Source organism: Acinetobacter haemolyticus, from assembly GCF_900406815.1.
GTDB lineage: Bacteria > Pseudomonadota > Gammaproteobacteria > Pseudomonadales > Moraxellaceae > Acinetobacter > Acinetobacter haemolyticus_A.
Genome location: NZ_OVCN01000007.1, coordinates 38,032 through 60,895, shown reverse-complemented (window position 1 = coordinate 60,895; position 22,864 = coordinate 38,032). Strand labels below are relative to the sequence as shown.

The 22,864-nt window shown below is 41.1% G+C and carries 21 protein-coding genes; 13 read left to right on the top strand and 8 right to left on the bottom strand.

Annotated features, from left to right (window positions below; translation table 11 throughout):
• Positions 1-479 precede the first annotated feature (479 nt).
• The 3 genes from DK207_RS06350 to DK207_RS06340 are packed head-to-tail and all read left to right on the top strand — an operon-like array spanning position 480 to position 3,412.
• The gene (locus DK207_RS06350) at positions 480-1,607 is read left to right on the top strand and encodes a Re/Si-specific NAD(P)(+) transhydrogenase subunit alpha (RefSeq protein ID WP_109440448.1); all 1,128 of its coding nucleotides are present in this window, start codon (positions 480-482) and stop codon (positions 1,605-1,607) included.
• Positions 1,608-1,618: 11 nt separating this feature from the next.
• Positions 1,619-1,942 (top strand): proton-translocating transhydrogenase family protein, encoded by a 324-nt coding sequence (locus DK207_RS06345; protein ID WP_109440447.1) that lies wholly within the window; start codon positions 1,619-1,621, stop codon positions 1,940-1,942.
• Between the two features lie 3 nt (positions 1,943-1,945).
• Complete coding sequence (locus DK207_RS06340; protein WP_109440446.1) at positions 1,946-3,412, top strand: NAD(P)(+) transhydrogenase (Re/Si-specific) subunit beta; 1,467 nt, start codon at positions 1,946-1,948, stop codon at positions 3,410-3,412.
• 61 nt (positions 3,413-3,473) lie between these two features.
• On the opposite strand, the gene DK207_RS06335 is transcribed toward DK207_RS06340, so the two are convergent.
• From DK207_RS06335 to DK207_RS06310, 6 genes are all read right to left on the bottom strand, one after another.
• Positions 3,474-4,295 carry an SDR family NAD(P)-dependent oxidoreductase gene (locus DK207_RS06335; RefSeq protein WP_109440445.1) on the bottom strand — a complete coding sequence of 274 codons (822 nt, stop codon included), beginning with the start codon at positions 4,293-4,295 and terminating at the stop codon, positions 3,474-3,476.
• Positions 4,296-4,461: 166 nt separating this feature from the next.
• The gene (gene rsfS, locus DK207_RS06330; RefSeq protein ID WP_109440444.1) at positions 4,462-4,860 is read right to left on the bottom strand and encodes a ribosome silencing factor; all 399 of its coding nucleotides are present in this window, start codon (positions 4,858-4,860) and stop codon (positions 4,462-4,464) included.
• Positions 4,861-4,941: 81 nt separating this feature from the next.
• Entirely contained in the window at positions 4,942-5,736 is a 795-nt protein-coding gene (locus tag DK207_RS06325; RefSeq protein WP_109440443.1) for a hydroxypyruvate isomerase family protein, read from the bottom strand.
• A 25-nt stretch (positions 5,737-5,761) separates the two neighbouring features.
• Positions 5,762-6,625 carry an NAD(P)-dependent oxidoreductase gene (locus DK207_RS06320; RefSeq protein ID WP_109440442.1) on the bottom strand — a complete coding sequence of 288 codons (864 nt, stop codon included), beginning with the start codon at positions 6,623-6,625 and terminating at the stop codon, positions 5,762-5,764.
• A gap of 74 nt (positions 6,626-6,699) precedes the next feature.
• Positions 6,700-7,488: a crotonase/enoyl-CoA hydratase family protein gene (locus DK207_RS06315; RefSeq protein ID WP_109440441.1), complete on the bottom strand. Its 789-nt coding sequence runs from the start codon at positions 7,486-7,488 to the stop codon at positions 6,700-6,702.
• Between the two features lie 77 nt (positions 7,489-7,565).
• Positions 7,566-10,376: an ATP-binding protein gene (locus DK207_RS06310; RefSeq protein ID WP_109440440.1), complete on the bottom strand. Its 2,811-nt coding sequence runs from the start codon at positions 10,374-10,376 to the stop codon at positions 7,566-7,568.
• Between the two features lie 146 nt (positions 10,377-10,522).
• Between DK207_RS06310 and cysM the strand changes: the two genes are divergently transcribed.
• From cysM to DK207_RS06290, 4 genes are all read left to right on the top strand, one after another.
• Positions 10,523-11,452 carry a cysteine synthase CysM gene (gene cysM, locus DK207_RS06305; RefSeq protein WP_109440439.1) on the top strand — a complete coding sequence of 310 codons (930 nt, stop codon included), beginning with the start codon at positions 10,523-10,525 and terminating at the stop codon, positions 11,450-11,452.
• 63 nt (positions 11,453-11,515) lie between these two features.
• Positions 11,516-12,337, top strand: a complete 822-nt coding sequence (locus DK207_RS06300) for a 3'-5' exonuclease (RefSeq protein ID WP_109440438.1) — start codon at positions 11,516-11,518, stop codon at positions 12,335-12,337.
• 9 nt (positions 12,338-12,346) lie between these two features.
• Positions 12,347-13,738, top strand: coding sequence for a 23S rRNA (uracil(1939)-C(5))-methyltransferase RlmD (gene rlmD, locus DK207_RS06295; RefSeq protein WP_109440437.1), 1,392 nt, complete (start codon positions 12,347-12,349; stop codon positions 13,736-13,738).
• A 46-nt stretch (positions 13,739-13,784) separates the two neighbouring features.
• The gene (locus DK207_RS06290) at positions 13,785-16,091 is read left to right on the top strand and encodes a RelA/SpoT family protein (RefSeq protein WP_109440436.1); all 2,307 of its coding nucleotides are present in this window, start codon (positions 13,785-13,787) and stop codon (positions 16,089-16,091) included.
• Between the two features lie 125 nt (positions 16,092-16,216).
• Here the strand turns inward: DK207_RS06290 and DK207_RS06285 are convergent, their stop codons facing one another.
• Positions 16,217-16,645, bottom strand: coding sequence for a hypothetical protein (locus tag DK207_RS06285; protein WP_109440435.1), 429 nt, complete (start codon positions 16,643-16,645; stop codon positions 16,217-16,219).
• 347 nt (positions 16,646-16,992) lie between these two features.
• Positions 16,993-17,769: an SDR family oxidoreductase gene (locus DK207_RS06280; protein ID WP_109440434.1), complete on the bottom strand. Its 777-nt coding sequence runs from the start codon at positions 17,767-17,769 to the stop codon at positions 16,993-16,995.
• 96 nt (positions 17,770-17,865) lie between these two features.
• On the opposite strand from DK207_RS06280, the gene mazG reads away from it, so the two are divergent.
• The 6 genes from mazG (at position 17,866) to panC (ending at position 22,841) form a co-directional block, all read left to right on the top strand.
• On the top strand, positions 17,866-18,672 hold the full coding sequence (gene mazG, locus DK207_RS06275) for a nucleoside triphosphate pyrophosphohydrolase (RefSeq protein WP_109440433.1): 807 nt from the start codon (positions 17,866-17,868) through the stop codon (positions 18,670-18,672).
• Positions 18,641-19,066: a ComEA family DNA-binding protein gene (locus DK207_RS06270; protein WP_109440432.1), complete on the top strand. Its 426-nt coding sequence runs from the start codon at positions 18,641-18,643 to the stop codon at positions 19,064-19,066. The genes mazG and DK207_RS06270 overlap by 32 nt, the downstream gene beginning before the upstream one ends.
• Before the next feature lie 137 nt (positions 19,067-19,203).
• Positions 19,204-20,658, top strand: coding sequence for a polynucleotide adenylyltransferase PcnB (gene pcnB / locus DK207_RS06265; RefSeq protein ID WP_109440431.1), 1,455 nt, complete (start codon positions 19,204-19,206; stop codon positions 20,656-20,658).
• Positions 20,655-21,143, top strand: coding sequence for a 2-amino-4-hydroxy-6-hydroxymethyldihydropteridine diphosphokinase (gene folK, locus DK207_RS06260; protein WP_109440430.1), 489 nt, complete (start codon positions 20,655-20,657; stop codon positions 21,141-21,143). The genes pcnB and folK overlap by 4 nt, the downstream gene beginning before the upstream one ends.
• Before the next feature lie 39 nt (positions 21,144-21,182).
• Positions 21,183-21,992 carry a 3-methyl-2-oxobutanoate hydroxymethyltransferase gene (panB, locus tag DK207_RS06255; RefSeq protein WP_109440429.1) on the top strand — a complete coding sequence of 270 codons (810 nt, stop codon included), beginning with the start codon at positions 21,183-21,185 and terminating at the stop codon, positions 21,990-21,992.
• Positions 21,993-21,995: 3 nt separating this feature from the next.
• On the top strand, positions 21,996-22,841 hold the full coding sequence (panC, locus tag DK207_RS06250) for a pantoate--beta-alanine ligase (RefSeq protein WP_109440428.1): 846 nt from the start codon (positions 21,996-21,998) through the stop codon (positions 22,839-22,841).
• Positions 22,842-22,864: the final 23 nt, after the last annotated feature.

The window sequence follows — 22,864 nt, the reverse complement described above, 5'->3', positions numbered from 1 at the left end:
ACCAATAAAAGTTCAAATAAGCCAATCCCACTACGAAATTGCATGATTATGATGCCAAATCAAGTCCTCAATTTGTAAAGCTTGTAAATCATCATATTGATATATCAATCATGTGCATTTGGTGCTCTGATGGTGAGCTTAAAAGGAAAGAGGCGAATAAATACTATAGAGTTTGGTAGGTGATCATGTTTTAAAACATGCGTAATGTAAGCCCGCTTTATTGACTTGAAGACAAGTGATTCGAATAAAAAACTTATCTCAATCAGCATTTGCTTTATCAAAAGTCAAACGTGCTGAGCATACAAGTTTTAAATTCGAATGTGAATCATCAGTTCAAAATATAGGTATTTATTAAATAAATATTGGGTGGAATTTTAAAAAAGTTCCATTAAAATCCAAAATCTCTACAAAGAATACTCCTGGGGGAAACATTGCGAGTCGCGATGTTTACTTAAGAAAAACTAGCTTGAGGAACGCTCATGCAGATCGGAATCCCAACCGAAACTGTCGCAGGTGAAAGTCGTGTAGCTGCTACACCAGAGACAGTTAAGAAGTTGATTAACGCAGGTCATAGTGTTGTCATTGAACGTGGTGCTGGTGTTAAAGCAGCCTATATTGACAGTGCTTATGAACAAGTTGGCGCAACCATTACGGACGATGCATATACAGGTAGCCAAATTATTTTGAAGGTACGTGCTCCGAAAGGTGACGAAATTCAAAAACTTGCGGCTAATACCACTGTAGTAGCAATGTTTGACCCTTACCGCAATCCAGAATTAGATCAGTTTGCTACACAGCAAGTGTCTGCTTTTGCTTTGGAATTACTTCCACGTACACTTTCACGTGCACAAAATATGGATGTACTTTCTTCTCAAGCAAACTTGGCAGGTTATAAATCTGTATTGTTGGCAGCGGCTGAATATCAGCGCATGTTCCCAATGTTAATGACTGCTGCGGGGACTGTAAAACCTGCACGTGTTGTAATCATGGGTGTTGGTGTTGCAGGTCTTCAAGCAATTGCGACTGCAAAACGTTTAGGTGCTGTTGTAGAAGCAACAGACTTACGTCCAACAGCAAAAGAGCAAGTTGAATCTTTAGGCGGTAAGTGGTTAGACGTACCAATGTCCGATGAAGAAAAACAACGTGCTGCTGAAGCTGCGAAAAGCGGATATGGTTGGCAGCCTGGTGAGCAATACATCAAAGATCAAGCTGCGATTGTAGATAAAGCTGTATCAAATGCTGACATCGTAATCACGACTGCATTGATTCCAGGTCGTAATGCGCCGCGTCTGATCAAAGCTGAAACTGTTGCCAAAATGAAACCAGGTTCTGTCATCTTAGATATGGCTGTTGAAACTGGTGGTAACGTTGAAGGTTCTAAAGAAGGCGAAACTGTTGTTACTGCAAATGGTGTGAAAATTTTGGGTATTCCAAACATTCCAGGCACAGTTGCTACAGAGGCATCTGCATTGTATGCACGTAACGTATTCAACTTCCTTGAAACATTGTTCGAAAAAGAAAAAGGCTTTGCGATCAATCAAGAAGATGAAATCCAAAAAGCGTTACTCGTGACACATGGCGGTCAAGTACTGCTCAAGCGTGGTTAAGGAGATTTCTCATGGTTGAAACGATTACAATTTTCGTCCTTGCCATCTTCGTAGGTTATTACGTTGTTTGGGGAGTAACGCCTGCGTTACATACACCACTTATGGCTGTAACGAATGCTTTGTCTTCAATTATTGTTGTTGGTGCAATGATTCAAACAGTTGGCTTGCCTTTCTTAGGTGTTGAAGGTTCTGTAGATTTTCAGACCATTAACCCGATTAGCATTTTAGGTGCAATCGCTGTATTCCTTGCAAGCATTAACATTTTTGGTGGTTTCGCTGTAACAGCTCGTATGCTGGAAATGTTTAAACCAAAGCAAAAGAAAAAAGAGGGCTAAGCGATGGAATTTATTCGAGATTATGCGGATTGGTTCTACCTAGTAGGTGCTGTCCTCTTTATCCTAACTTTACGTGGTTTGTCTGGTCCTAAGACTGCAATTGCAGGTAGTCGCTACGGGATGGTTGCGATGGCAATCGCCGTATTGACAACTTTCTTCGTTGCTGAAGGTCCAGTGGTTTGGATGATTGGTGTTGCAATGGCTGCTGGTGCGGTAATTGGTATCGCTAAAGCACGTGCAGTTCCTATGACGCAAATGCCAGAAATGGTTGCCTTGATGCACTCATTGGTTGGTTTGGCTGCAGTATTGATTGCAATTGCAACCGTATTAAAAGCTGCACACTTCGGTCAATACGATGCAGAACAACTTGGATTGGTGAACGAGGCGATGGTGGCACAAGGTCACTCAGCTTTTGTTGGTTTTAGTAGTACTTATCGTTTTGAATTATTTGTAGGTTGTTTCATTGGTGCAATTACCTTTACTGCATCAGTATTTGCTTACGGTAAATTGGCTGCGAAAAAATGGGCTAAAACAATCTCTGGCGCATGGGTAAAACCTGTTCAAGCTGCATTATTTATTGCAATGCTTGTATTTGGTGGTATCTACTTCGCGACTGATAGCTTAACTGCGTTCTACGTAATGACACTATTTGCACTTGCATTTGGTTGGATGTGGATTGCACCAGTAGGTGGTGGTGATATGCCAGTTGTGGTATCACTCTTGAACTCATTCTCTGGTTGGGCTGCAGCAGGTATTGGTTTCACACTTGAAAACAACATGTTGATCGTTGCGGGTTCACTTGTAGGTTCTTCTGGTGCGATTCTGTCTTACATTATGTGTAAAGCAATGAACCGTTCGATCATCAACGTATTGTTTGGTGGTGCGATGGGTGGCGCTGCAGTTGCTGCTGATAAAGGCGAGCAAGTTCAACGTAACTATCGTTCAGGTTCTGCGGATGATGCTGGCTTCTTGATGTCAAATGCTGACAGCGTTGTGATTGTACCAGGTTACGGTATGGCGCAAGGCCGTGCACAAAATGCGGTAAAAGAGCTGTGTGAAATCTTAAAAGAGCAAGGTGTAAAAGTACGTTTTGCGATTCACCCAGTTGCTGGTCGTATGCCTGGTCACATGAACGTATTGCTAGCTGAAGCTGATGTTGCGTATGAAGACATTTTAGAAATGGATGAAATCAACTCTGACTTCCCAGCAACTGACGTTGTACTTGTAATCGGTGCAAATGACGTTGTAAACCCAGCTGCGAAAGATGATCCAAGCTCACCAATTTATGGTATGCCGATCCTTGAAGCACACAAAGCTCGTACGATCATGGTGATCAAGCGTTCTATGGCAACAGGTTATGCTGGTCTAGACAATGACTTGTTCTACAATGAAAAAACCATGATGGTCTTTGGTGATGCGAAGAAAGTTGTTGAAGACATGACGAAAGCAATCAATGGTGGTGGTCACTAATCTGACCTCATCAGGATTGAAAAGCCACCCTAGGGTGGCTTTTTTATTTCGTTCTAATCGTTTAAAGATACTTTTCTACAAAATCCATAGATTGAGCATAGAGATCACGAGCAAGCTGTTGGTTTTTAGCATGAGGAGATCTCCAGTCTGGCATATGTGCACTGACATATTCGCCATTGCGGTTTGCCCAACTATCTCCAATGGCCATTTCAGTGATGAGTTTTGCGGGAACTGAAGTAGGTACTAAACCTATTTTCATAACTTCATAAACAGGTTTTGGCAGTTCTCTATAGATATCAGATGCAACACCGCCAGGATGCAATGCATTATTGGTAATGCTGGTGCCGGCCATTTGCTCAGCTAGTGCATTGCTGAATAGGAGATTGGCAAGTTTAGATTGGCCATAATAAAACAAAGGATTGTAAAAACCTTCAGCGCGAAATTTATTAGGCTTAATTGACCCTACCCAATGCGCAATGGATGCGAGATGGATAATTCGTGCTTTGGGTGCTTGTTTTAGTACAGGAAGTAGTTTTTGGGTAAATAGAAAATGTCCGAGGTAGTTCACCCCAAATTGCTGTTCAAAGCCATCGTGAGTGAGCTGTTTGGTTTTGGAAAAAAGCCCAGCATTATTGATTAATATATCTAGATTGCCATAACGATCAGCAATTTCATCAGCTGCTTTACGTGTATTTTCGAGGCTATTTAGATCAAGCGACACCAAATCGACTTGCCCTTGATTTAGCGCGCGTAATTTGTTTTGAGCTTCTTGGGCTTTTAATGGATTGCGGCAAGCCAAAATGACATGTTGTCCTTGTTTAATAAGTTGCTCAGCAGTCGCAAAACCAATACCTGTGTTTGCACCAGTAATTAGAATTTTCACTTCATTTACTCCAGTTATGGATTTTTATCAATTGAGTTTTAAAGCGATTCTATAATGCGTTAAATTTGACAATTTTTCATGTCAGTTTTTGCTAAGATGAAAGGTAGAGCTTGAGAATTAGGCATTAAAAAAGCGATCTATTAGATCGCTCTTTATGTATGAAAGGTTAAGCTACTGATTCAGGAGTGCACCATAAGCTTTCAAGATCATAAAACTTACGGGCAGTAGGTAACATTACATGTACAACGACATAACCTAGATCAATGAGGATCCATTCTGCATCTCGTTCGCCTTCGACGCCGAGTGGACGGATACCTGCTTTACGTGCTTCATCAGCAACATTGTCAGCAAGGGCTTTAACATGACGAGTTGAAGTACCGCTAGCAATTACAATTGCATCAGCGACATTGCTAATAGAACTTACATCAAGTTCTAAAATATCTTTGGCTTTTACATCAGTGAGGGCTTCATGTACAACTTTTAAGCAAGCGTGTACATCTTTGTTTGATGTTGTGATTTTTAGGTCGTGAGAATTAGAAGCGCTGGGCGATGGTTCTAAATTCATAGAGGGTATATTTTCCTGACAATTACTCATCTTCAAATATACCGTTTTTAACAAAAAAACTCAAATTTTAGCCGTAACAGTTTATGTATTCACATCATTGGAGAAATACTTCTGTTTCCATGCAAAAGATTGATCTGAATGTTCTTTTGGTCTGTATTCTGCAGCAATTACTCCTTGATAGTCACTTTGTAATAACCAGTCAAAGATTTGTTTATAGGGAATATTTCCTGTATCCGGTTCATGGCGACTTGGACAATCCGCAAATTGAATATGACCGATTTGGTGAATATTTTCTTGTAAACCCGCTAAAACATCTTCGCCCATCATCGCCATATGATAACAGTCATATTGCATTTTTAAGGCTGGATGATTCACAGCCTCGAGCATTTCTTGACCTTGGGCAATGTTTTGAATCAGAAAACGCGGCATATCTGTACCATTGATCATTTCAAATACAGGTTCAATATGATGTTCGGTCAGCATGTGGCAGGCCAGTTTTAAGTTGCTCGCAAGTGTATTTAAGCATGGCAATAAATCTGCATCCAAAGGCTGTTTACCCGCTAAAATGTTGATACGCGGAACATTTAATGCGGTTGCATAACTGATTGCCAGTTCCAGTGCTTGATGAAATGTGGTTTCAAGACCTGGCACACCCGCTAAACCATTACCGCCTTGCATCAGATCACCAGCAGGGGCGTTGATTAGACAAAGTGACAGGTTGTATTGGTTCAGTTGTGCTTGTATATCAAATATTTCAAGTTCATAAGGGAATTGGATCTCGACATGTTGAAATCCATGTGCGTGTGCCAATGCAAAACGTTCGATGAGTGGCACTTCTGTAAAAATCATCGATAAATTGACTGCAAGATGGCTCATATCAAACTCCATGAAGCATTAATTATTATTCTATATATTTGATGATAGTAGCTAAATCTTTCTCAGCAAAGCCATTTTGTTGGTGCGCTTGTAACTGTGCTAAGGCTTTTTGTGCCACAGGTATCTTTAGGTTAAAACTTTGTGCGAGTTGTAACGCATTGTTTAAATCTTTAGATAACGTCTGAACTTTCCATTGCACAGGTTCAAACACATGGGTTGCCATGCGCGGTGCAAGAATCTGAAAGGGTTTCGAATCTGCAAAACCCCCTGCAAGCGCAGGGGCGAGTAAACGGGTATCTACACCTGCTTGATCTGCAAGTGCAACTGCTTCCGCAATCAGCGTACTGTTGGCAGCAACAATCAGTTGATTACAAATCTTAGTTGCTTGTCCTGTACCTGACTCGCCCATTCGGGTAACACGCTGGGCAAGCACTGAGTAGATCGGTTCGAGTCGTTGAATTGTTTCGGCATCCCCACCTGCAAAAATGACTAAAGTCCCTTGTTCTGCACCTGTGGTTCCACCAGATACTGGGGAATCAATCCATAGGACTTGTTGTTGCTGTGCTGTAGTTGCTAGTTGATGGGTTACTGCAACAGATAAGCTAGAAAAGTCGACAATGATTTGCTTGGCTTTTAGATAAGGCTGGATCTGATTAAAAACACTTTGAACTGCTTGATCATCTGCTAAACATGTCAAAATGACAGGGTAATTGCCAATTTCTTCTAAAGTTAAGGCAGTTGCACCTTGTTGAATCAGTGCTTCACATGCCTGCGGGCTGCGATTCCAAATGGCAACAGCGTAACCAGCTTGAAGCAGTCGGGCAGCCATACGTGTACCCATTAAACCCATACCTAAAAAAGCGATGGGGGTTTTTTGATCAAGTATCATGTTCATTGCCTGTACTGTTTTGAGTATATTTGCGGGAGCGTACCGAATGCCCCCACTCATAAGCTTCTCAACGTCTATTTATACTGTCTTGGTAAGAACTCAACCTCTGGATTTTTGTCCTTCTTACGGGCAAGTGCACTGTTTTTACCTAATAGTAGTTTGAGTTGCCAAAGTTTTTCTAAACGAAGGGCTTTTTCTGGTCGATGCTCCATCGCGTCTAAAACACGCTTGGCAGCCATTAGGGCATCTGGTGAGCGTTGTAGCATTTCTTGAGCGATAGCATTGGCTTTGGCGAGAGGATCAGTATCTAGGTGGGTGACTAAGCCAATTTCTTTGGCATATTCAGCATCAAAAATCCGTGCAGTGAGGGTCAACTCTTTGGCTAAATCCACGCCAATCAGACCTTTGAGTGAACGTGTTAAACCCATGTCTGGCACAAGTCCCCAGCGACTTTCCATAATCGACATTTGTGTTTTTGGTGCTGCGATCCGGATGTCTGCTGCTAGCGCAAGTTGCATACCCGCCCCAAAGCAATAGCCTTCAATCGCAGCAATAACAGGAATCGGTAGATTTTGCCAAATGAGGAATGCTTTCTGAAATAGGCTTTGCCCTGGTTTGACCAGTTCCCATGCAGCAAATGCTGTATTTTTAGGATTGTTTAGGTCTGATAAATCGATACCAGCACTGAATACATGTGCTTCGCCAGTTAGAATAACACAGCGAATAGAGCGATCTTTTTCAATTTTTTTAGCTGTTGAAACCAACTCTTTCAGTAAAGCAAAGCTCATCGCATTGCGTTTGTCTGGACGATTTAACGATACCGTTGCGATTCCATTGTTTTTTTCAACGCGTAAAAGTGCCATCGGTTCTACTCTTATTGTGTTTGATGATCGGCAGCATAGCATGAGTTTTTATCCTGAAACATGACACGTCAGTCATCTTAGTTATCATGTCCGTTCAAGACGAGATTTGCTGCTTGTCTGACTTGCTCAATCGCCGCATTAAGCTCATTGAAGCGGTGATTGGTTTCTCGAATAAATATATCATCTGCTTTGCGTCGTTCTTTGCGTAGAGTAGATACAAATTGCTCAAACTCACCTGCAATCCGTTGTAACGTAGGTGTACCTACATAGCGTGTTGCGCCATAGAGTCGGTGTAAAACATGCTCAAGTTGAGGGAAATCTTCTACTTCAATCAGTTGTTGCATTTCATTTAGCTCGATATCAAAGCTATCCACCAACATACCTAACAAATCTTGAGCTAAATCTTCTTTGTTGGCAGCAAGTTGAATGCTTTGTTGCCAGTTTAAAATTTGTGGGTCAATCGACTCAATTGGACGTTTCGTTTCAGTTGTGGTTGGCTGTGAACTAAAATTATTTTTGGTCCATTGGGTGAGGATTTGAATGATTTGCTCCATTTGAATTGGTTTGGTCACATAATCGTTCATACCCACTTTGAGCAATTTCTGTTTTTCATCTGCCAAGGCATGGGCCGTTAATGCAATGATTGGAAGTTGCATACCCGTATCCAGTGTTGACTCTAGTGAACGAATGGCACGGGTGGTATCAATACCTGACATCACAGGCATTTGAATATCCATAAACACCAAATCAAATGGGGGAGACTTCTGTTCAATTCGCTCTTGAATCAGATCAATGGCTTTTTGCCCACTCAATGCTTTGGTCGTCGTTACATTGAGTTCGCCCAGTAATGCTTCCAAGACAATCAGATTTGGCAAATGATCATCGACGGCCAAGACATGAAGCCCTTGACCATTAAAGTCTTCAGGTTCCTGTTCAAAGATCGGCTGATTTGCTAAGAGTTGAATGAGTTCACGACGGCTCAATGGTTGATAGATTGGACGAGCGCGATATTCATTGAGCATGTTTGGATCAAGACTCATTTGATAGCCATATACCGCTAAATTGCCATGATAACGTTGGCGAATCTCTTTCAATAAAGCTTCTGTATCACCACTGTGATCTACAATCAACCATGTATTTTCTTGCTGATTCAAATGGTTGAGGCGACTGAATAAATCTAAAATTGACTGTGTCTCAATATGCGCCACATGATAATTTTCAAGATAGAGGCGTAATACACTTGCCGTCGCTGGATGGGCTAAATAAGATACCACTTGCAGATGATCAAAATGAGGATGTTCAACAAAAGCATCTTCTTCTTCAACTTTAAATGCTGCGGTGAACCAGAAGGTCGAACCTTTTTCGGTAGGTGCACGTTCTTGGTTGTCTTCAAAGCCGATTTGACCACGCATCAGATGCACTAATTGTTTGGAAATCGCTAAACCAAGTCCAGTACCACCAAATTGACGAGTAACAGAAGCATCGCCTTGTGAGAAAGATTCAAATAATTTCTTGCGATCCGTACCGCTTAAACCAATTCCACTGTCTTGCACGCTGAAATGCAATAAACACTGACCAATATCATCATCTTCCATCCGAACACGCACAATAATTTCACCATCCGGGGTGAACTTGATCGCGTTGGAAATGAGGTTGGTCAGGATTTGTTTAAAGCGTAATGCATCGCCTACCACATACTGCGGGATATTTTCTGCATAGTAGAATGCCATATTAATGTGTTTTTGCGCTGCCAAAGGAGACAGCATATCCATCACATCGAAAATGGCTTCTTCGAGATCAAATGGTGCGGTCTCGAGCTCAAGTTTACCTGCATCGATTTTAGAGAAATCGAGTACGTCATTAATTAATGCCAATAAATGAGCAGAAGACTTTCGAATCGTTTGTAGATATAGATTTTGTTCATTACTTAAATTTTGTTGGCGTAATAATAAATGAATAAAACCATCAATACTGTTGAGTGGTGTGCGTAATTCATGGCTGATATTGGCCAAAAAAACTGATTTAGATTGGTTGGATGAAATTGCTTGGTCGCGTGCTTGGCGATAAGTAATATTCTGAACTTCTAAAGTGTCTAGGGTGCGACGTAAATCTTCTTCGGTCTGTTCCGTATGCTCTTTCAGCTCTAAAAAACTAAAATGAAGTCGTTTGACCACATTGGCGATATCACGTTGCAGTAAGCGTAATTCTCCCGTACTGTTGACTACAATGTGTTGATCTAAAGTGTCTGCATTAAGTCGCTGCATTTGCATACGAATTTCGTAAAGTGGCGCTAGCCAGCGACGAGAAAAAACATTCAGACAAAACAACAGTATGAGTAAGGTAAGCAAGCCAGTTGCGACCAGTGATAATAAGATTTTATAGCGTGCAAGTTCGAGTGGATGATTATTCAACTCGATCATTAGCCATACAGAATTTGGATTTTCACTGTCCAGTTTTGAACCGTAAATACTATTGTTGTTATGATAAATAGGACCAAAAAAATCACGGTTTTTGGGAAAGTTAGGCCAGTAACGTGTGTTTTGATAACCAATGGTTAAATAAGTCTGTCCTTTATTGTCAATTAAAACTGCACGTTGTAGGTTTCTCTCATCAAATAATTTCTGAAATAGGTTTTGGGCACGGTCATACTGATCAGGTTGCTCTTCAACTAAGTGAAGTAGGTCATTTGCTGTCTGATGGTAACGTGCCAAAATCGCGGAAGCTTCTGCATTTTGTTGCTGTTTCGCAGCGTTGGTGGTTTCAGATAAAACCCACAAAATGCCTACGCCTGTCAAAATCGCAATTGGAACGAGGATCAGCGCGATGAGCTGTCCATAAGCGTGATTGAGCCGTAAACGTTTGGAAAGAGTTTTATTGAAATTTGACATAGTTGGGTCAGACTTATCATTCTGCAAAATATCTTAGCATGCTTTAAACAGGCTAGCATTTTTCTCGCTATAAAAAGCCGTGGGAAAAGATGCAGTCTCGTGTTTTTTTTCATACAATAGACGCCACCTTGATATCGGTGTCGATCATGACCAATACGCAACCAGATTTTTTAGCAGATGAATTTTTACTAGATGAATATGTGGGTAAAACACCTTTAGTGCGTTTACAGCGTTTAGCAAGTCATACTCAAGCCACGGTATTAGCAAAATTAGAAGGCAATAACCCGGCAGGTTCCGTGAAAGATCGTCCTGCCTATAACATGATTGTTCAAGCAGAAAAACGTGGTCAAATTAAACCGGGTGATACCTTGATTGAAGCAACCAGTGGTAATACGGGAATTGCTTTAGCGATGGTTTCGGCCATGCGTGGTTATAAAATGAAGCTGATCATGCCGAATAACATGAGCCAAGAGCGTAAAGATGCAATGTCTGCTTATGGCGCAGAGTTAATCGAAGTTACTCAGCAACAAGGTATGGAAGGTGCGCGTGACCTTGCATTGCAAATGCAAGCCGAAGGCAAGGGCTATGTTTTAAATCAGTTCGGTAACCCTGATAATGTTGAAGCACACTATCTGACAACGGGGCCTGAAATTTGGAAACAAACGGGCGGAAAAATTACCCATTTTGTCAGTTCGATGGGAACCACTGGCACCATTATGGGGGTGTCCAAATATTTAAAAGAACAAAACCCAGAGATTCAAATTGTGGGCTTACAGCCTTCTGATGGTTCAAGTATTGCAGGGATTCGTCGTTGGCCTGAAGCATATCTACCTACGATTTTTGATCGTAGTCGAGTAGATCGTATTATTGATATTCCGCAAATTGAAGCAGAACGTACCATGCGTAAATTGGCTCGTAGTGAAGGAATTAGTGCGGGCACATCTTCGGGTGGTGCGGTCTGGGCATCCATTAAAATCGCTGAAGAAAATCCAGATGCTGTGATTGTCTGCATTATTTGTGATCGCGGGGATCGTTATTTATCAACGGGTTTATTCTCAGTACAAGATGATGAATAAAATTACTCCCAACTTCTCTATTAAAAAGAGAGGATTCTTCAGTTCCCTGAGGAAGTTTTGACGATGAGCTTACGTTTTCCGATTTTAGTGTTCGATATTGAAACACTCACTGATCTAAAGGCAGGTGCTCATTTATATCATCTTGATTTACCTGAGGCTGATGTTGAGCAGGCATTGACCAAGATTCGCCGTCAAGAATCGGGGATGGATTTTCAACGTTTACCTTTGCACGAAATTGTTTGTATTTCTGGCTTGTGGATAGATGAAAAAGGCTTTCGTTTATTTTCATTTAGCCAAGAGCAAAATACTGAAGCTGAGATGCTGGCAAAATTCTTATCGATTTTTGATAAAAAACAGCCAACTCTTGTGAGTTGGAACGGTTCTCAGTTTGATTTGCCTGTCATTTTATTTCGTGCGATGTATCATGGGTTATCTGCACCAAGTTTGTTTGATCAAGGTGAAATCGATAATCAGAAGCGGTTTAATAACTATCAAAACCGCTATCATCATCGACATGTTGATTTGATGGATGTGATGGCCATGTTTAATGGTCGAAATTTCCAAAAATTAGATGATATTGCTTGCTTACTCGGTTTTCCGGGAAAGCGTGGAGAGTCTGGTTATCGTGTGCCAGAATATGTCCGTAATAATAATTGGTTAAAATTAACCAGTTATTGTGAAGGTGATGTATTGAATACATGGTTGGTTTATTTACGCTGGTTATTACTAAAAGGTCAGTTAAATCAGCAAGATCATCAGCAATTTGTTCAGTCCACTATCGATTATTTACAAACGCAAACGCAACAATCAGATTTTTTACAAGTATGGCGCCACACATCGCAATATACTGTATTTACCGCACCCACGTTTGCGCCAAAAAATTAGGTTCATCTTTTGAAACATAAAGCGAAACAGCGCCCAGCTCACCAGCCGATTTATACCTTCAAAGTGGAAGCTTTTTCACATGAAGGTCGTGGTATTGCACACTATGGAACACACCCTGACCATCCAAAAGAAAAGCAGGGTAAAAAAGTTTTTATTCGCAATGCATTGGTGGGAGAAACGGTTCAAGCGAAAATCACCCACCAAACCACACGTCTAGAAGAAGCAGAAATGCTGAAACTAGAAGGTGAGGCCGCTACTGGGCGGGTAGAACCAATTTGCCCGCATTTTGGGATATGTGGTGGCTGCAGCTTGCAACATATTCATCCTGACGAACAAATTTTGTTGAAGCAAAATGTATTGCAATCGCATTTACAACATTTCGCAGGACTGCAACCTGAACAATGGTTAGCGCCTATTCGCTCCAGTAAAATAGACTATCGCCGTCGTGCCCGAATTGGTGTGCGTTATATTCCTCGGCAAGATCGTTTGGTGATGGGGTTTAGAGAACATCATAGTAATCATTTAACCACCATCCAACAGTGTAAAGTATTGGATCAAACGTTATCTGATGCACTCCCTGCATTGCGAAAGTGTCTGGAAGGATTGGCTGCAAAAGCACATATTGGCCATGTTGAATTGGCGATGGGCGACCGCGAGGTTGCGTTATTAATTCGCCACTTGGAAGAATTAAATGTGTCGGATGTCAACCATTTACGTCAATTTGCGTTACAAAGACAGTGGCAATTATATTTGCAACCTAGAGGTGCTGATAGTTTACATCGTGTTGACGATGTGCAAGCACCAATGCGTTTACACTACCATTTAGAAGACTTCGATATTCGTTTTGCATTTTCACCATTGGATTTTACTCAAGTAAATAGTGCTGTGAATGCACGAATGATTCAGTTGGCATGTGAATTGCTACAGTTAAAGGAAGGGGAACGCGTGCTTGATCTATTTTGTGGATTGGGCAATTTTTCTCTACCTTTGGCACGATGTGTAGGAGATACTGGTCAAGTGATAGGTGTTGAGGCAAGTGATGAAATGGTGTTGCGTGCAACTGAAAATGCGAAAGCAAATTCATTGAGCCAAGCTGCCTTCTTTTCACAAGATTTAACAAAAGACTTTTCACATCATCCTTGGGCGAAACAAGGATTTGATGCATTATTAATTGATCCTCCGAGATCGGGTGCTTTTGAGGTGATGCAATATGTACCGAACTTTGGAGCCAATAGAATCGTTTATGTTTCATGTAATCCTTCAACACTGGCAAGGGATGCAGGTGTACTGGCACAACATGGTTATCAGCTTAAAAAAGCTGCAGTAATGGATATGTTTACCCATACTGAACATGTTGAATCTATTGCCTTATTTGAAAAAAATGAGTCTGATAAAATTTAAGAGATAAACGATTAGAACATGAGTTACATATCCAGAGGAGAATGGTATGGTCACAGTACGTGAACAGTTACCTGGACGACTCCATGAGTTGTCCGAGGAAGCGACTGTAGAACATGCCGCTGAAGCGCAAAGTAGTCTAGTATCTTGGCTAGATCGAGTGCGTGATATCTTGGATGGGGCTGAGCTGAAGCAGCTACAACGGGTTGCAGAGCTTACCTTACAAAAAGAGTTTGAAAGCACGGTTAATCATCATACCAACACCTTCAGTATCGGTATTGGTATGGCGGATATTTTGGCGCATTTACATGTAGATGAAGATACGTTGTCAGCGGCAGTATTATATCGAAGTGTACGTGAAGGACTGATCACCTTAGAGGATATTCAGCGAGAGTTTGGCGAGCAAGTTCTGGGCCTAGTAAAAGGCACGCTTGCAATGGGTAAGCTATCGGAGCTGATTGAAAAAAATAAGCGTCTAGAAGATCATTTTAATAATAATCAACGTGAACATCTAAACGGCATTTATAAAATGCTGATTTCTGTGACAGAAGATGTACGTGTGGTGCTGATTAAACTGGCTGAGCGGACTTATGCTTTGCGTGAATTGGCAACCGCAAGCAAAGAGCGTCAAGAACGTGTTGCTCGTGAAATTTTAACGATTTATTCCCCACTTGCGCATCGCTTAGGGATTGCACAATTAAAGTGGGAGCTTGAGGATTTAGCCTTTCGCTATTTAGCGCCAGAACGGTACAAAGAAATTGCTTCTTTGCTCAATGAAAAGCGTTTAGAGCGTGAGCAATATATTCAGTTTGTGATTGATAAACTTAAAACAGAACTGGATACCTATGATATCCACGCTGAAATTACTGGACGCGTGAAGCACATTTATTCGATTTATCGAAAAATGAAAAGCAAAAATCTTAGCTTTGATCAGCTTTACGATATTCGTGCAGTACGGGTGTTATTAAAAACGGTACCAGATTGCTACCATGCTTTAGGCATCGTACATCAGTTATGGCGACACATTCCCAACCAGTTTGATGACTATGTGACCAATCCGAAAGCCAATGGCTATCGGTCTTTGCATACGGCAGTGATTGCGGAAAATAAATCACTCGAAGTTCAAATTCGTACGTTTGAGATGCATGAAGAAGCTGAGCTGGGTGTATGTTCTCACTTCAACTACAAAGAAGGTGCCAAAAATACGGATCATTCTTTTAATGACCGTTTGCACTCACTCCGCGCCGTACTTGAGCATTATCAAGAACGTAATGAAACCACACCGCATGCTGAAGATGATGAGTCGAATGGCATTGATCAAATTCAAGATTTTGAAAATTTTGAAAAGATCTATGTGTTTAGCCGTGATGGGGATATCAAAGAGTTACCACGTGGTTCGACCGTGCTTGACTTTGCTTATCACGTTCATACAGAAGTTGGAAATAAATGCTATGCAGCGCGCGTAAACCAGCGCTATGTGCCGTTGACCTACACCTTAAAAACAGGTGAGCAAGTTGAAATCTTAACTAAAAAAGATCGTGAGCCTAATCGTGATTGGTTAGTTAACTCTTTAGGTTATATCAAAACGGCTCGTGCACGGGATAAGTTGCGTCATTGGTTTAGACAGCAAGATCGCAGCAAGAACGTCGAAGTGGGACGTGAGTTGCTGAATAAAGAGCTCGCTCGTCTGGCTATTCATCCAAAAAGTATTGATTTAAACGATTACTCATCTCATTTTAACCTGAAATCAGGTGATGATATTTTGGTGGCATTGGTAAGTGGCGATATCAGTCTGCATGCCTTGATGAACCAAGTAAATCGTCAAATGCATTTGGATCAAGACGAGCCAGAGTTGGTGTTAAAACCAGCATTAAATCCACGTGCAAGCCATACTTTATCGGCACATGGCATTTTGATTGATGGCTTGGACAATGTGGAATTGCACATAGCACAGTGTTGCCAACCAGTACACGGTGAATCGATTGGGGGCTACATCACTTTAAATCGAGGGGTGAGTATCCATAAAGTCGCATGTCCCGATTATGTACGTATGACCACACTTGAACCTGAGCGTGCTGTCGAGGCGGATTGGGAAATGCAGCCAACACGGGGACAAAGTGTCCAGATCGTGGTGGAAGCTTATGATCGTCGAGGTTTACTCAAAGATCTGACACAAGTGATTTTTTCAGACCAAATCAATATTCGTCAGGTCAATACAATTTCTGAGGCAGATGGAATTGCCAATATGAAGTTGTTGATCGAAGTTAAAGGTTTGGCACAACTGTCGCGTTTGCTTGCTCGTTTAGAACAACAGCCCGGCATTATTAGTGCGAGACGTTTAGTACAAGGTAGTTAATTACATTTAGAATAAAACCCGCTTTTTTGAACTGGCTGTTTTCATGGGGGGCAGTTCAATTGGCGGGTTTTATTGTTTCAAGCACAGGACATCATCATAAAATCAAAGTGGATTTGACTATAATTTTAGATTTTGCATTTTTTGCTTTTTTGGAATGTCGCGATATTTTCAATATTCGCTTGTGCTTTCGCTTTGATTGATTCTTGAAGCGTTAGGTTATTTGCATCAGATGTATCTTCTTCGCCAGCAAGATTACTTGCGATTTGACTAGCTTTGGCAGTTTTTTCAGAGTTGCCACCGAAAGCAGTTAATGCGCCACTTGCAAGACCAGCCCATTTGCTTACTGCCTTGTTTGGTGATTGAGCATTTGCATTGATATTCGCAATATTTTTCTCTGCGCTTGCTAACTCACGTTTTGCATTTGATTGCTCAACAGAAAGTGTTGCGCAATCCATTGCCTTTAATTCAGCAGTTGAAAATGGTTTACCCTCGGTCGCTGCAAAAGTAGAGAAAGAAAGCGTTGCAGCTGCAGTTAAAACTAATAATTTTTTCATATTATAAACACTTTAAAAATAGTTTCAGATTAAATTGCCATTTTTTATGGCAGGCGGATTTTATTTAAAATAAATTTTAAAGTCACGAACTTTTTTATATTTTAAAGACTTGTCTGTCTATTGTTTTTATGATATTTGGAGATGGTTTTTGTTTGAACTTTAAATTAATTTAATTAATTGATATTAATAAATTTTTATGGATTTTACTTCGAATCTTTATTTTGATTAAATATTGCGGTAATTTAATTTTAATTGTTTTTGTACTATATGTGAAAAGTGAATTAATAACTGAAGGCTAATGGTGCAAAAAAAGGCTTTATATTTTTAATATAAAGCCCTTTTATTATTTATGCTTGCTTGGATAATAACAGATTAGTAATTCGGTTTAAAAATTGTGGGCTAATACGTGATAATTGATACATTAATTGGGTTTTAATACCAATCGGCGTATGAGTAGGAATGAAAAAGTGGTCTTTTTTCCGCGCTAAAGCGAGAACTTGTTGTGCGACATCTCTTGGTGTTAGATCCACACCAATATTTTGAATACTGCCTGCATCCATATTCTTGACCATATTGGTTTGTACAAATAACGGCATAACATCGAGCACACGAATATTATATTTTTGCCATTCTACATCTAAGGCTTCAGTTAAACCGCGTACAGCAAATTTACTTGCAGAATAAGAGGCAAGATCAGCTTGTCCATATATGGCGGATGCAGAGGAGAGATTAATGACGCGTGCAAAACTTGCTTTTTGTAAATAAGTTAAAGCTGCATGGCAACCATTGAGCACACCTTTTACATTGATATCAATCGTGCGGTGGTGAGAAGGTATAGCTGTGTTTTCAAAAGCCCCAGAATATAGAATTCCTGCATTGTTAACTAAAATGTTAAGTTCGCCTGCCCAGTCTTGAAAGTCCTGCAAAGCGATCTGCCATTGGGGATAATTGCTAACATCTAAATAACCCGCTTTAGTATTTGTACCAAGTTCTTTCGCCAAAGCTTGTGCTTGTGCTTCATTGATGTCGTAGATACCTACTTTAAAGCCTTTTTGATGAAAGAGACGGGCGATTTCAGCGCCAATGCCTTGCGCAGCACCACTAATAAAAACACTATATTGCATTGCTTTCCCTTACTTTATATTGATACTTTTCGGACCAGCGTATATTAGACAGAAGCTGGTTAAAACTGCAACAGCGTAATGGGTGAGGAGATGGTCATGGAAAAGTTGTTGGAAATCATGCGGGAGTTAAGACAAAAATGTCCCTGGGATCAACAACAAACGCCTGAGAGCTTAACGCGTTATGCGATTGAAGAGGCTTATGAGGTCGAAGCCGCAATTCGAGTTGGTGATTTGGATGAAATTCGTCAAGAGCTCGGAGATTTGTTGCTGCAAGTGGTGTTTCAATCTCAAATGTTCAGTGAACAAGGAGCTTTTGATTTTCAAGATGTGGTTGATGCAATTAGTGAGAAACTGATTCGACGTCATCCGCACGTATTTCAGGCTGAAAAATTTCAAAACTTAAGTCCTGAGCAAGTGAGTGAATTGTGGCAGCAAATTAAACAGCAAGAAAAACAGGATAAGCCAAAATCCCGATTAGATGAAGTTAAGCACGCACCTGCTTTAATGCAAGCACATGAAATCCAAAAAAAAGCAGCACAGCTCGGTTTTGATTTTGAAACTGTAGAGGATGCTTACGGAAAATTAGATGAAGAGCTAGCAGAATTACAACAAGCGCTTAAAACGGAAAAAACCGATGAAATACAAGAAGAATTTGGAGATTGTCTATTTTCTTTGATCAATGTAGGTCGTAAACTTGGGCTGTCGAGTGAAACGGCATTACTGGCGACAATTCATAAATTTAGAAGTCGCTTTGCCTATATCGAACAACAAGCACATCGACAACAGAAAGACTTGCAAGAAATGAGTTTGGCGGAAATGGACCAGCTATGGGAGCAAGCAAAAAGACATTTAAAATTTGAGGGGTCATCAGATGAATTTGCCGCAGCTACGCAGCAAAATTAATTTTTTATTATTGATTATTCTGGGGTTCGGGGTTATCCCTCACCTGAATGCAAAACAATTTGATCAGTCTTATATACAGTGGAAAGCACAGCAACAAAAACATGATCAGCAATTGGCAAGGCAAGATGACCAATATTATTTATCTAGACCAACACAGCAACAAAGTTCGAAGCCTGTTTCATCTTCTGTAAATATTACTGGCGATAAAATCAGCTTAAATCAAGCGAACTTACAGCAGTTGCAAAGTTTGAGTGGTGTGGGAGAGAAAAAGGCCCTGGCGATTATTGAATACCGACAAAAACATGGTGCATTTAAAGCATTAGATGAGCTCATGAATGTCAAAGGTATTGGGCCAAAACTCTTTGAAAAGAATAGGGCAAGACTTATTTTATAAACTGGCTAAAGCGTCATTTGTAAAAAATGCGTATCGATGTATTGAAACTTCAGCAGAATAAATTGCCCTTTGTGTGTGTTAGAGCTATGATTAGCGACAAATTGTTATTTACGTCCTGACGTAGGAGACAGTGTCTTTTGCAAACTTTGCGTGCGTCAAAATGTGGTTTGTCCACAACTCAACTCCCTTCCTCAATATTAGATGTGATCGATAGTCTGACTAAAGCAGGTTATGAGGCATATATTGTAGGTGGTGGTGTTCGCGATATGATGTTAGGTCTTAATCCAAAGGATTTTGACGCGGTAACTAATGCTACTCCAGCCCAAGTGAAAGAAGTATTTGGGCGACGTTGTCGTATTATTGGGCGACGTTTTGAGTTAGCTCATGTATATTCTGGTCGTGAACTGATCGAAGTCGCGACCTTCCGTGCCCCTCCGAAAAAAGCAGTGACCAGTGCTTCTGGTATGATTCTTCGTGATAATAATTGGGGAACAATTGAGCAGGATTTCGCTCGCCGAGATTTTTCGATCAATACGCTTTACTATCAACCTCGTAAAGCGATCGTACTTGACTTCTGTCAAGCCGTTGAAGATATCAAAACTCGCACTTTGCGTTTCTTGGGTGAACCCGCTCAGCGTTTTGAGGAAGATCCTGTACGCATGTTGCGTGCATTGCGCTTTGCAGCGAAACTCAACTTTCAAATCGACCAATCAATCCTTGATGTTTTTGATGTTGAGATGACGCAATTGTTGCGTGATGTCTCGCCACATCGCCTATATGATGAGTCACAAAAGCTCTTTACCATGGGGCATCTCACTCAGGTATTGCCGATGTTGATTGAGTTTGGTGTCTGGAAACAGTTATTTGCAGAAATTCCACCAAATATCACACCATTTATCGAGCGTGCTGCCAAAAATACTGACCAGCGGATTCAAATTGGTAAAACCATTAACCCTGCATTTTTCTATGCAGTCTTGTTATGGAAGCCATTTTTAGAGCGCTGTGATTTTTATCTCAATAAAGGGGTAATACCTGCCGAGGCGCGTGCTCAGGCGGGTCTTGATGTGCTTAAGCGTCAAGCAACACGCACCATTATCCCTCGTTTTGCTGAAACTTTTATTCGTGAAGTTTGGGAAATGCAAAGTCGTTTGCTCAATCCAAAACCTCAACAAATAGAAGCATTGGCTGGCCATGCACGTTTCCGTGCAGGATTTGATTTCTTGTTATTACGTGAGAAATCTGGTGATCCAAGTACTGATGGTATGGGCGTTTGGTGGGAAAATTACCAAGAAATGACCACCGACCAGAAAGAAGCGGCTATTCGTCAGTATAACCGTCAACGGAGTAAGACACGCCGTAAAGTTGCTGATGCAGATGAACAGAAGATCACTGAAATTGAACCGTTGGTTGATGTTCCTGAACCAAGAAGTCGTCGTGCAAAGAAAGAGCGATTTAGAGCAGATGATTCGGCAAATCGTTTTCTCGAAAAGGCGACCAGTGATTCAGGTCAAGTAAATGCTGATCATCCGATTCATAAGCGTAAACGTGTACAGCGTGATCTAAGTCAAGTGGTTTTTGGACCAACACAATGATGATTCGTACGTATATCGGTCTTGGCAGTAACTTGGGCGATTCACAACAGATTTTGAGAGATGCCGTTGCCAAATTAGCAAATATAGGTGAGGTGAGGGTTTCTCGCCTCTATCAAAGTCCCCCAATGGGACCTCAAGATCAACCACATTATTTAAATGCAGTCGTTCAACTGGATACGACATTGAAACCTCTTGACTTGTTAGACCAATTGCAACAGTTGGAACAAGATGCGGGACGTGTCCGTTTGCGACGCTGGGGAGAGCGAACCCTTGATCTTGATCTGTTAATCTATGGTCAAGAACAGATTCAAAATGAACGTTTAACTGTGCCGCATATCGGTATTATGGAACGTGATTTTGTAATTCTTCCCTTATTAGATTTAGATGCTCATTTACAATTAAATGGTCATTCATTAAAAGACTTAGAACTGGTACAGCAAGCAAACTTGACTGTAATAGCAGATCAATCTTGGGCGGCTGCTTAAGATTGTTTCGTTCTGAAAACGCCTGTAGAGGACATCATCATGATTAGTCTAAGTGACTTAAGAAAGTTTAAAGCTGACGGACGCAAGTTTTCTTGCTTGACTTGCTATGATGCAAGTATGGCGAAAGCAATGGAATTGGCTGAAATTGATACGATTTTAATCGGTGATTCTCTAGGAATGGCGATTCAAGGGAGAGATTCAACGCTTCCTGTTACGGTTGAAGATATGGCTTACCATACAGCAGCGGTACGTCGTGGGAACTCACATGCTTTAATTATGACTGACTTACCATTTATGAGTTATGCAACGCTTGAAGACGGCTTGAAAAGCGCTAAAGCGGTGATGCAAGTCGGCGCTCAGATGGTCAAAATTGAAGGTGGAGCTTGGTTGAGCGAGTTGGTTAGTGTGTTCACCCGTAATGGTATTCCAGTATGTGTGCATTTAGGTTTGACACCACAATCGGTACATGTGTTTGGCGGCTATAAATTACAAGCAAGAACACGTGAAGCGGCGGATCAATTGATTGCAGACTGCCAAGCTGTGGTGGATGCAGGGGCAGCAGTATTATTGCTTGAATGCGTTCCTGCCCAGTTAGGTAAAGAAATCGCTGAATTATTTCCAAATACCCCAGTGATTGGCATCGGTGCAGGTAATGAAACCGACGGTCAGGTGTTGGTTGCACAAGACATGTTGGGTCTCACTTTCGGTCGAGTTGCACGTTTTGTTCGTAATTTCATGAAAGAGCAAGCGGGCGAAACAGCAATTTTAGATGCATTTAAAGCCTATCATGCAGCTGTTCAAGACCAGTCATTCCCAGCCAAAGAACATACTTTCCAAGTTGAGCTTTAATTCATGAAAACTGAAACAACGATACAAGGCTTAACTGCGTCTCTTGCAACAGCACGCAGCAACAAAAAAATGATTGGTTTTGTCCCTACCATGGGGAATTTGCACGAAGGTCATTTAACCTTGGTTCGTGCTGCAAAAAAGATTTGTGATGTGGTTGTGGTGAGCATCTTTGTCAATCCGATTCAATTTGGTGCAGGTGAAGATTTTGACAGCTATCCACGGACTTTAGAGCAAGATAGCCGTTTATTGGCTGATGTGGGCTGCGATATTATTTTTGCGCCTTCAGTTGAGCAAATGTATGGTACTCAGCCACGTCTGACCAATATTAGCGTAAGTCAGATCACGGATGACTTGTGTGGTAAGTCTCGTCCAGGTCATTTTGATGGCGTGGCAGTCGTTGTTACCAAATTATTTAATATTGTACAGCCAGACTATGCTTTTTTTGGTCAAAAGGATTATCAGCAACTCGCGGTGATTCGTCAGTTGGTACTAGATTTAAATATGCCTTTGGAAGTGATTGGTGTGCCAATCGTTCGTGCTGAAGATGGCTTGGCTTTAAGTTCTCGTAATGGCTATTTATCTGAACAACAACGCGAAATTGCGCCTAAAATTTACCAGTCTTTAAAGCAAGCTGAACAGCAATTACGTGCAGGTCAAGCGTTGGAACAAGTGTTAGCAAATATCTCAACTGAATTGACACAAGCGGGTTTTGTTGTGGATTATGTGGAAGCTCGTCAAACCAACTTGCAACCGATTGCGCAATTTGATCAAGATTTGGTTTTATTCGTTGCCGCAAAATTGGGTGCAACGCGTTTAATCGATAATTTACAAATAAATTTTAAAACTTAGAACTTCAAAATAAAAAGGGCAAC

Excerpts from the sequence above, each read along its gene's own strand:
- DK207_RS06310 (WP_109440440.1), bottom strand. The coding sequence starts at position 10,376 with ATGTCAAATTTCAATAAAACTCTTTCCAAACGTTTACGGCTCAATCAC.
- rsfS (WP_109440444.1), bottom strand. The coding sequence starts at position 4,860 with ATGAATTTAGAACCATCGCCCAGCGCTTCTAATTCTCACGACCTAAAA.
- DK207_RS06320 (WP_109440442.1), bottom strand. The coding sequence starts at position 6,625 with ATGATACTTGATCAAAAAACCCCCATCGCTTTTTTAGGTATGGGTTTA.
- folK (WP_109440430.1), top strand. The coding sequence starts at position 20,655 with ATGATGATTCGTACGTATATCGGTCTTGGCAGTAACTTGGGCGATTCA.
- mazG (WP_109440433.1), top strand. The coding sequence starts at position 17,866 with ATGGAAAAGTTGTTGGAAATCATGCGGGAGTTAAGACAAAAATGTCCC.
- panB (WP_109440429.1), top strand. The coding sequence starts at position 21,183 with ATGATTAGTCTAAGTGACTTAAGAAAGTTTAAAGCTGACGGACGCAAG.
- DK207_RS06350 (WP_109440448.1), top strand. The coding sequence starts at position 480 with ATGCAGATCGGAATCCCAACCGAAACTGTCGCAGGTGAAAGTCGTGTA.
- DK207_RS06340 (WP_109440446.1), top strand. The coding sequence starts at position 1,946 with ATGGAATTTATTCGAGATTATGCGGATTGGTTCTACCTAGTAGGTGCT.
- DK207_RS06290 (WP_109440436.1), top strand. The coding sequence starts at position 13,785 with ATGGTCACAGTACGTGAACAGTTACCTGGACGACTCCATGAGTTGTCC.
- DK207_RS06285 (WP_109440435.1), bottom strand. The coding sequence starts at position 16,645 with ATGAAAAAATTATTAGTTTTAACTGCAGCTGCAACGCTTTCTTTCTCT.
- DK207_RS06270 (WP_109440432.1), top strand. The coding sequence starts at position 18,641 with ATGAATTTGCCGCAGCTACGCAGCAAAATTAATTTTTTATTATTGATT.
- DK207_RS06280 (WP_109440434.1), bottom strand. The coding sequence starts at position 17,769 with ATGCAATATAGTGTTTTTATTAGTGGTGCTGCGCAAGGCATTGGCGCT.
- cysM (WP_109440439.1), top strand. The coding sequence starts at position 10,523 with ATGACCAATACGCAACCAGATTTTTTAGCAGATGAATTTTTACTAGAT.
- panC (WP_109440428.1), top strand. The coding sequence starts at position 21,996 with ATGAAAACTGAAACAACGATACAAGGCTTAACTGCGTCTCTTGCAACA.
- DK207_RS06345 (WP_109440447.1), top strand. The coding sequence starts at position 1,619 with ATGGTTGAAACGATTACAATTTTCGTCCTTGCCATCTTCGTAGGTTAT.
- DK207_RS06315 (WP_109440441.1), bottom strand. The coding sequence starts at position 7,488 with ATGGCACTTTTACGCGTTGAAAAAAACAATGGAATCGCAACGGTATCG.
- DK207_RS06300 (WP_109440438.1), top strand. The coding sequence starts at position 11,516 with ATGAGCTTACGTTTTCCGATTTTAGTGTTCGATATTGAAACACTCACT.
- DK207_RS06325 (WP_109440443.1), bottom strand. The coding sequence starts at position 5,736 with ATGAGCCATCTTGCAGTCAATTTATCGATGATTTTTACAGAAGTGCCA.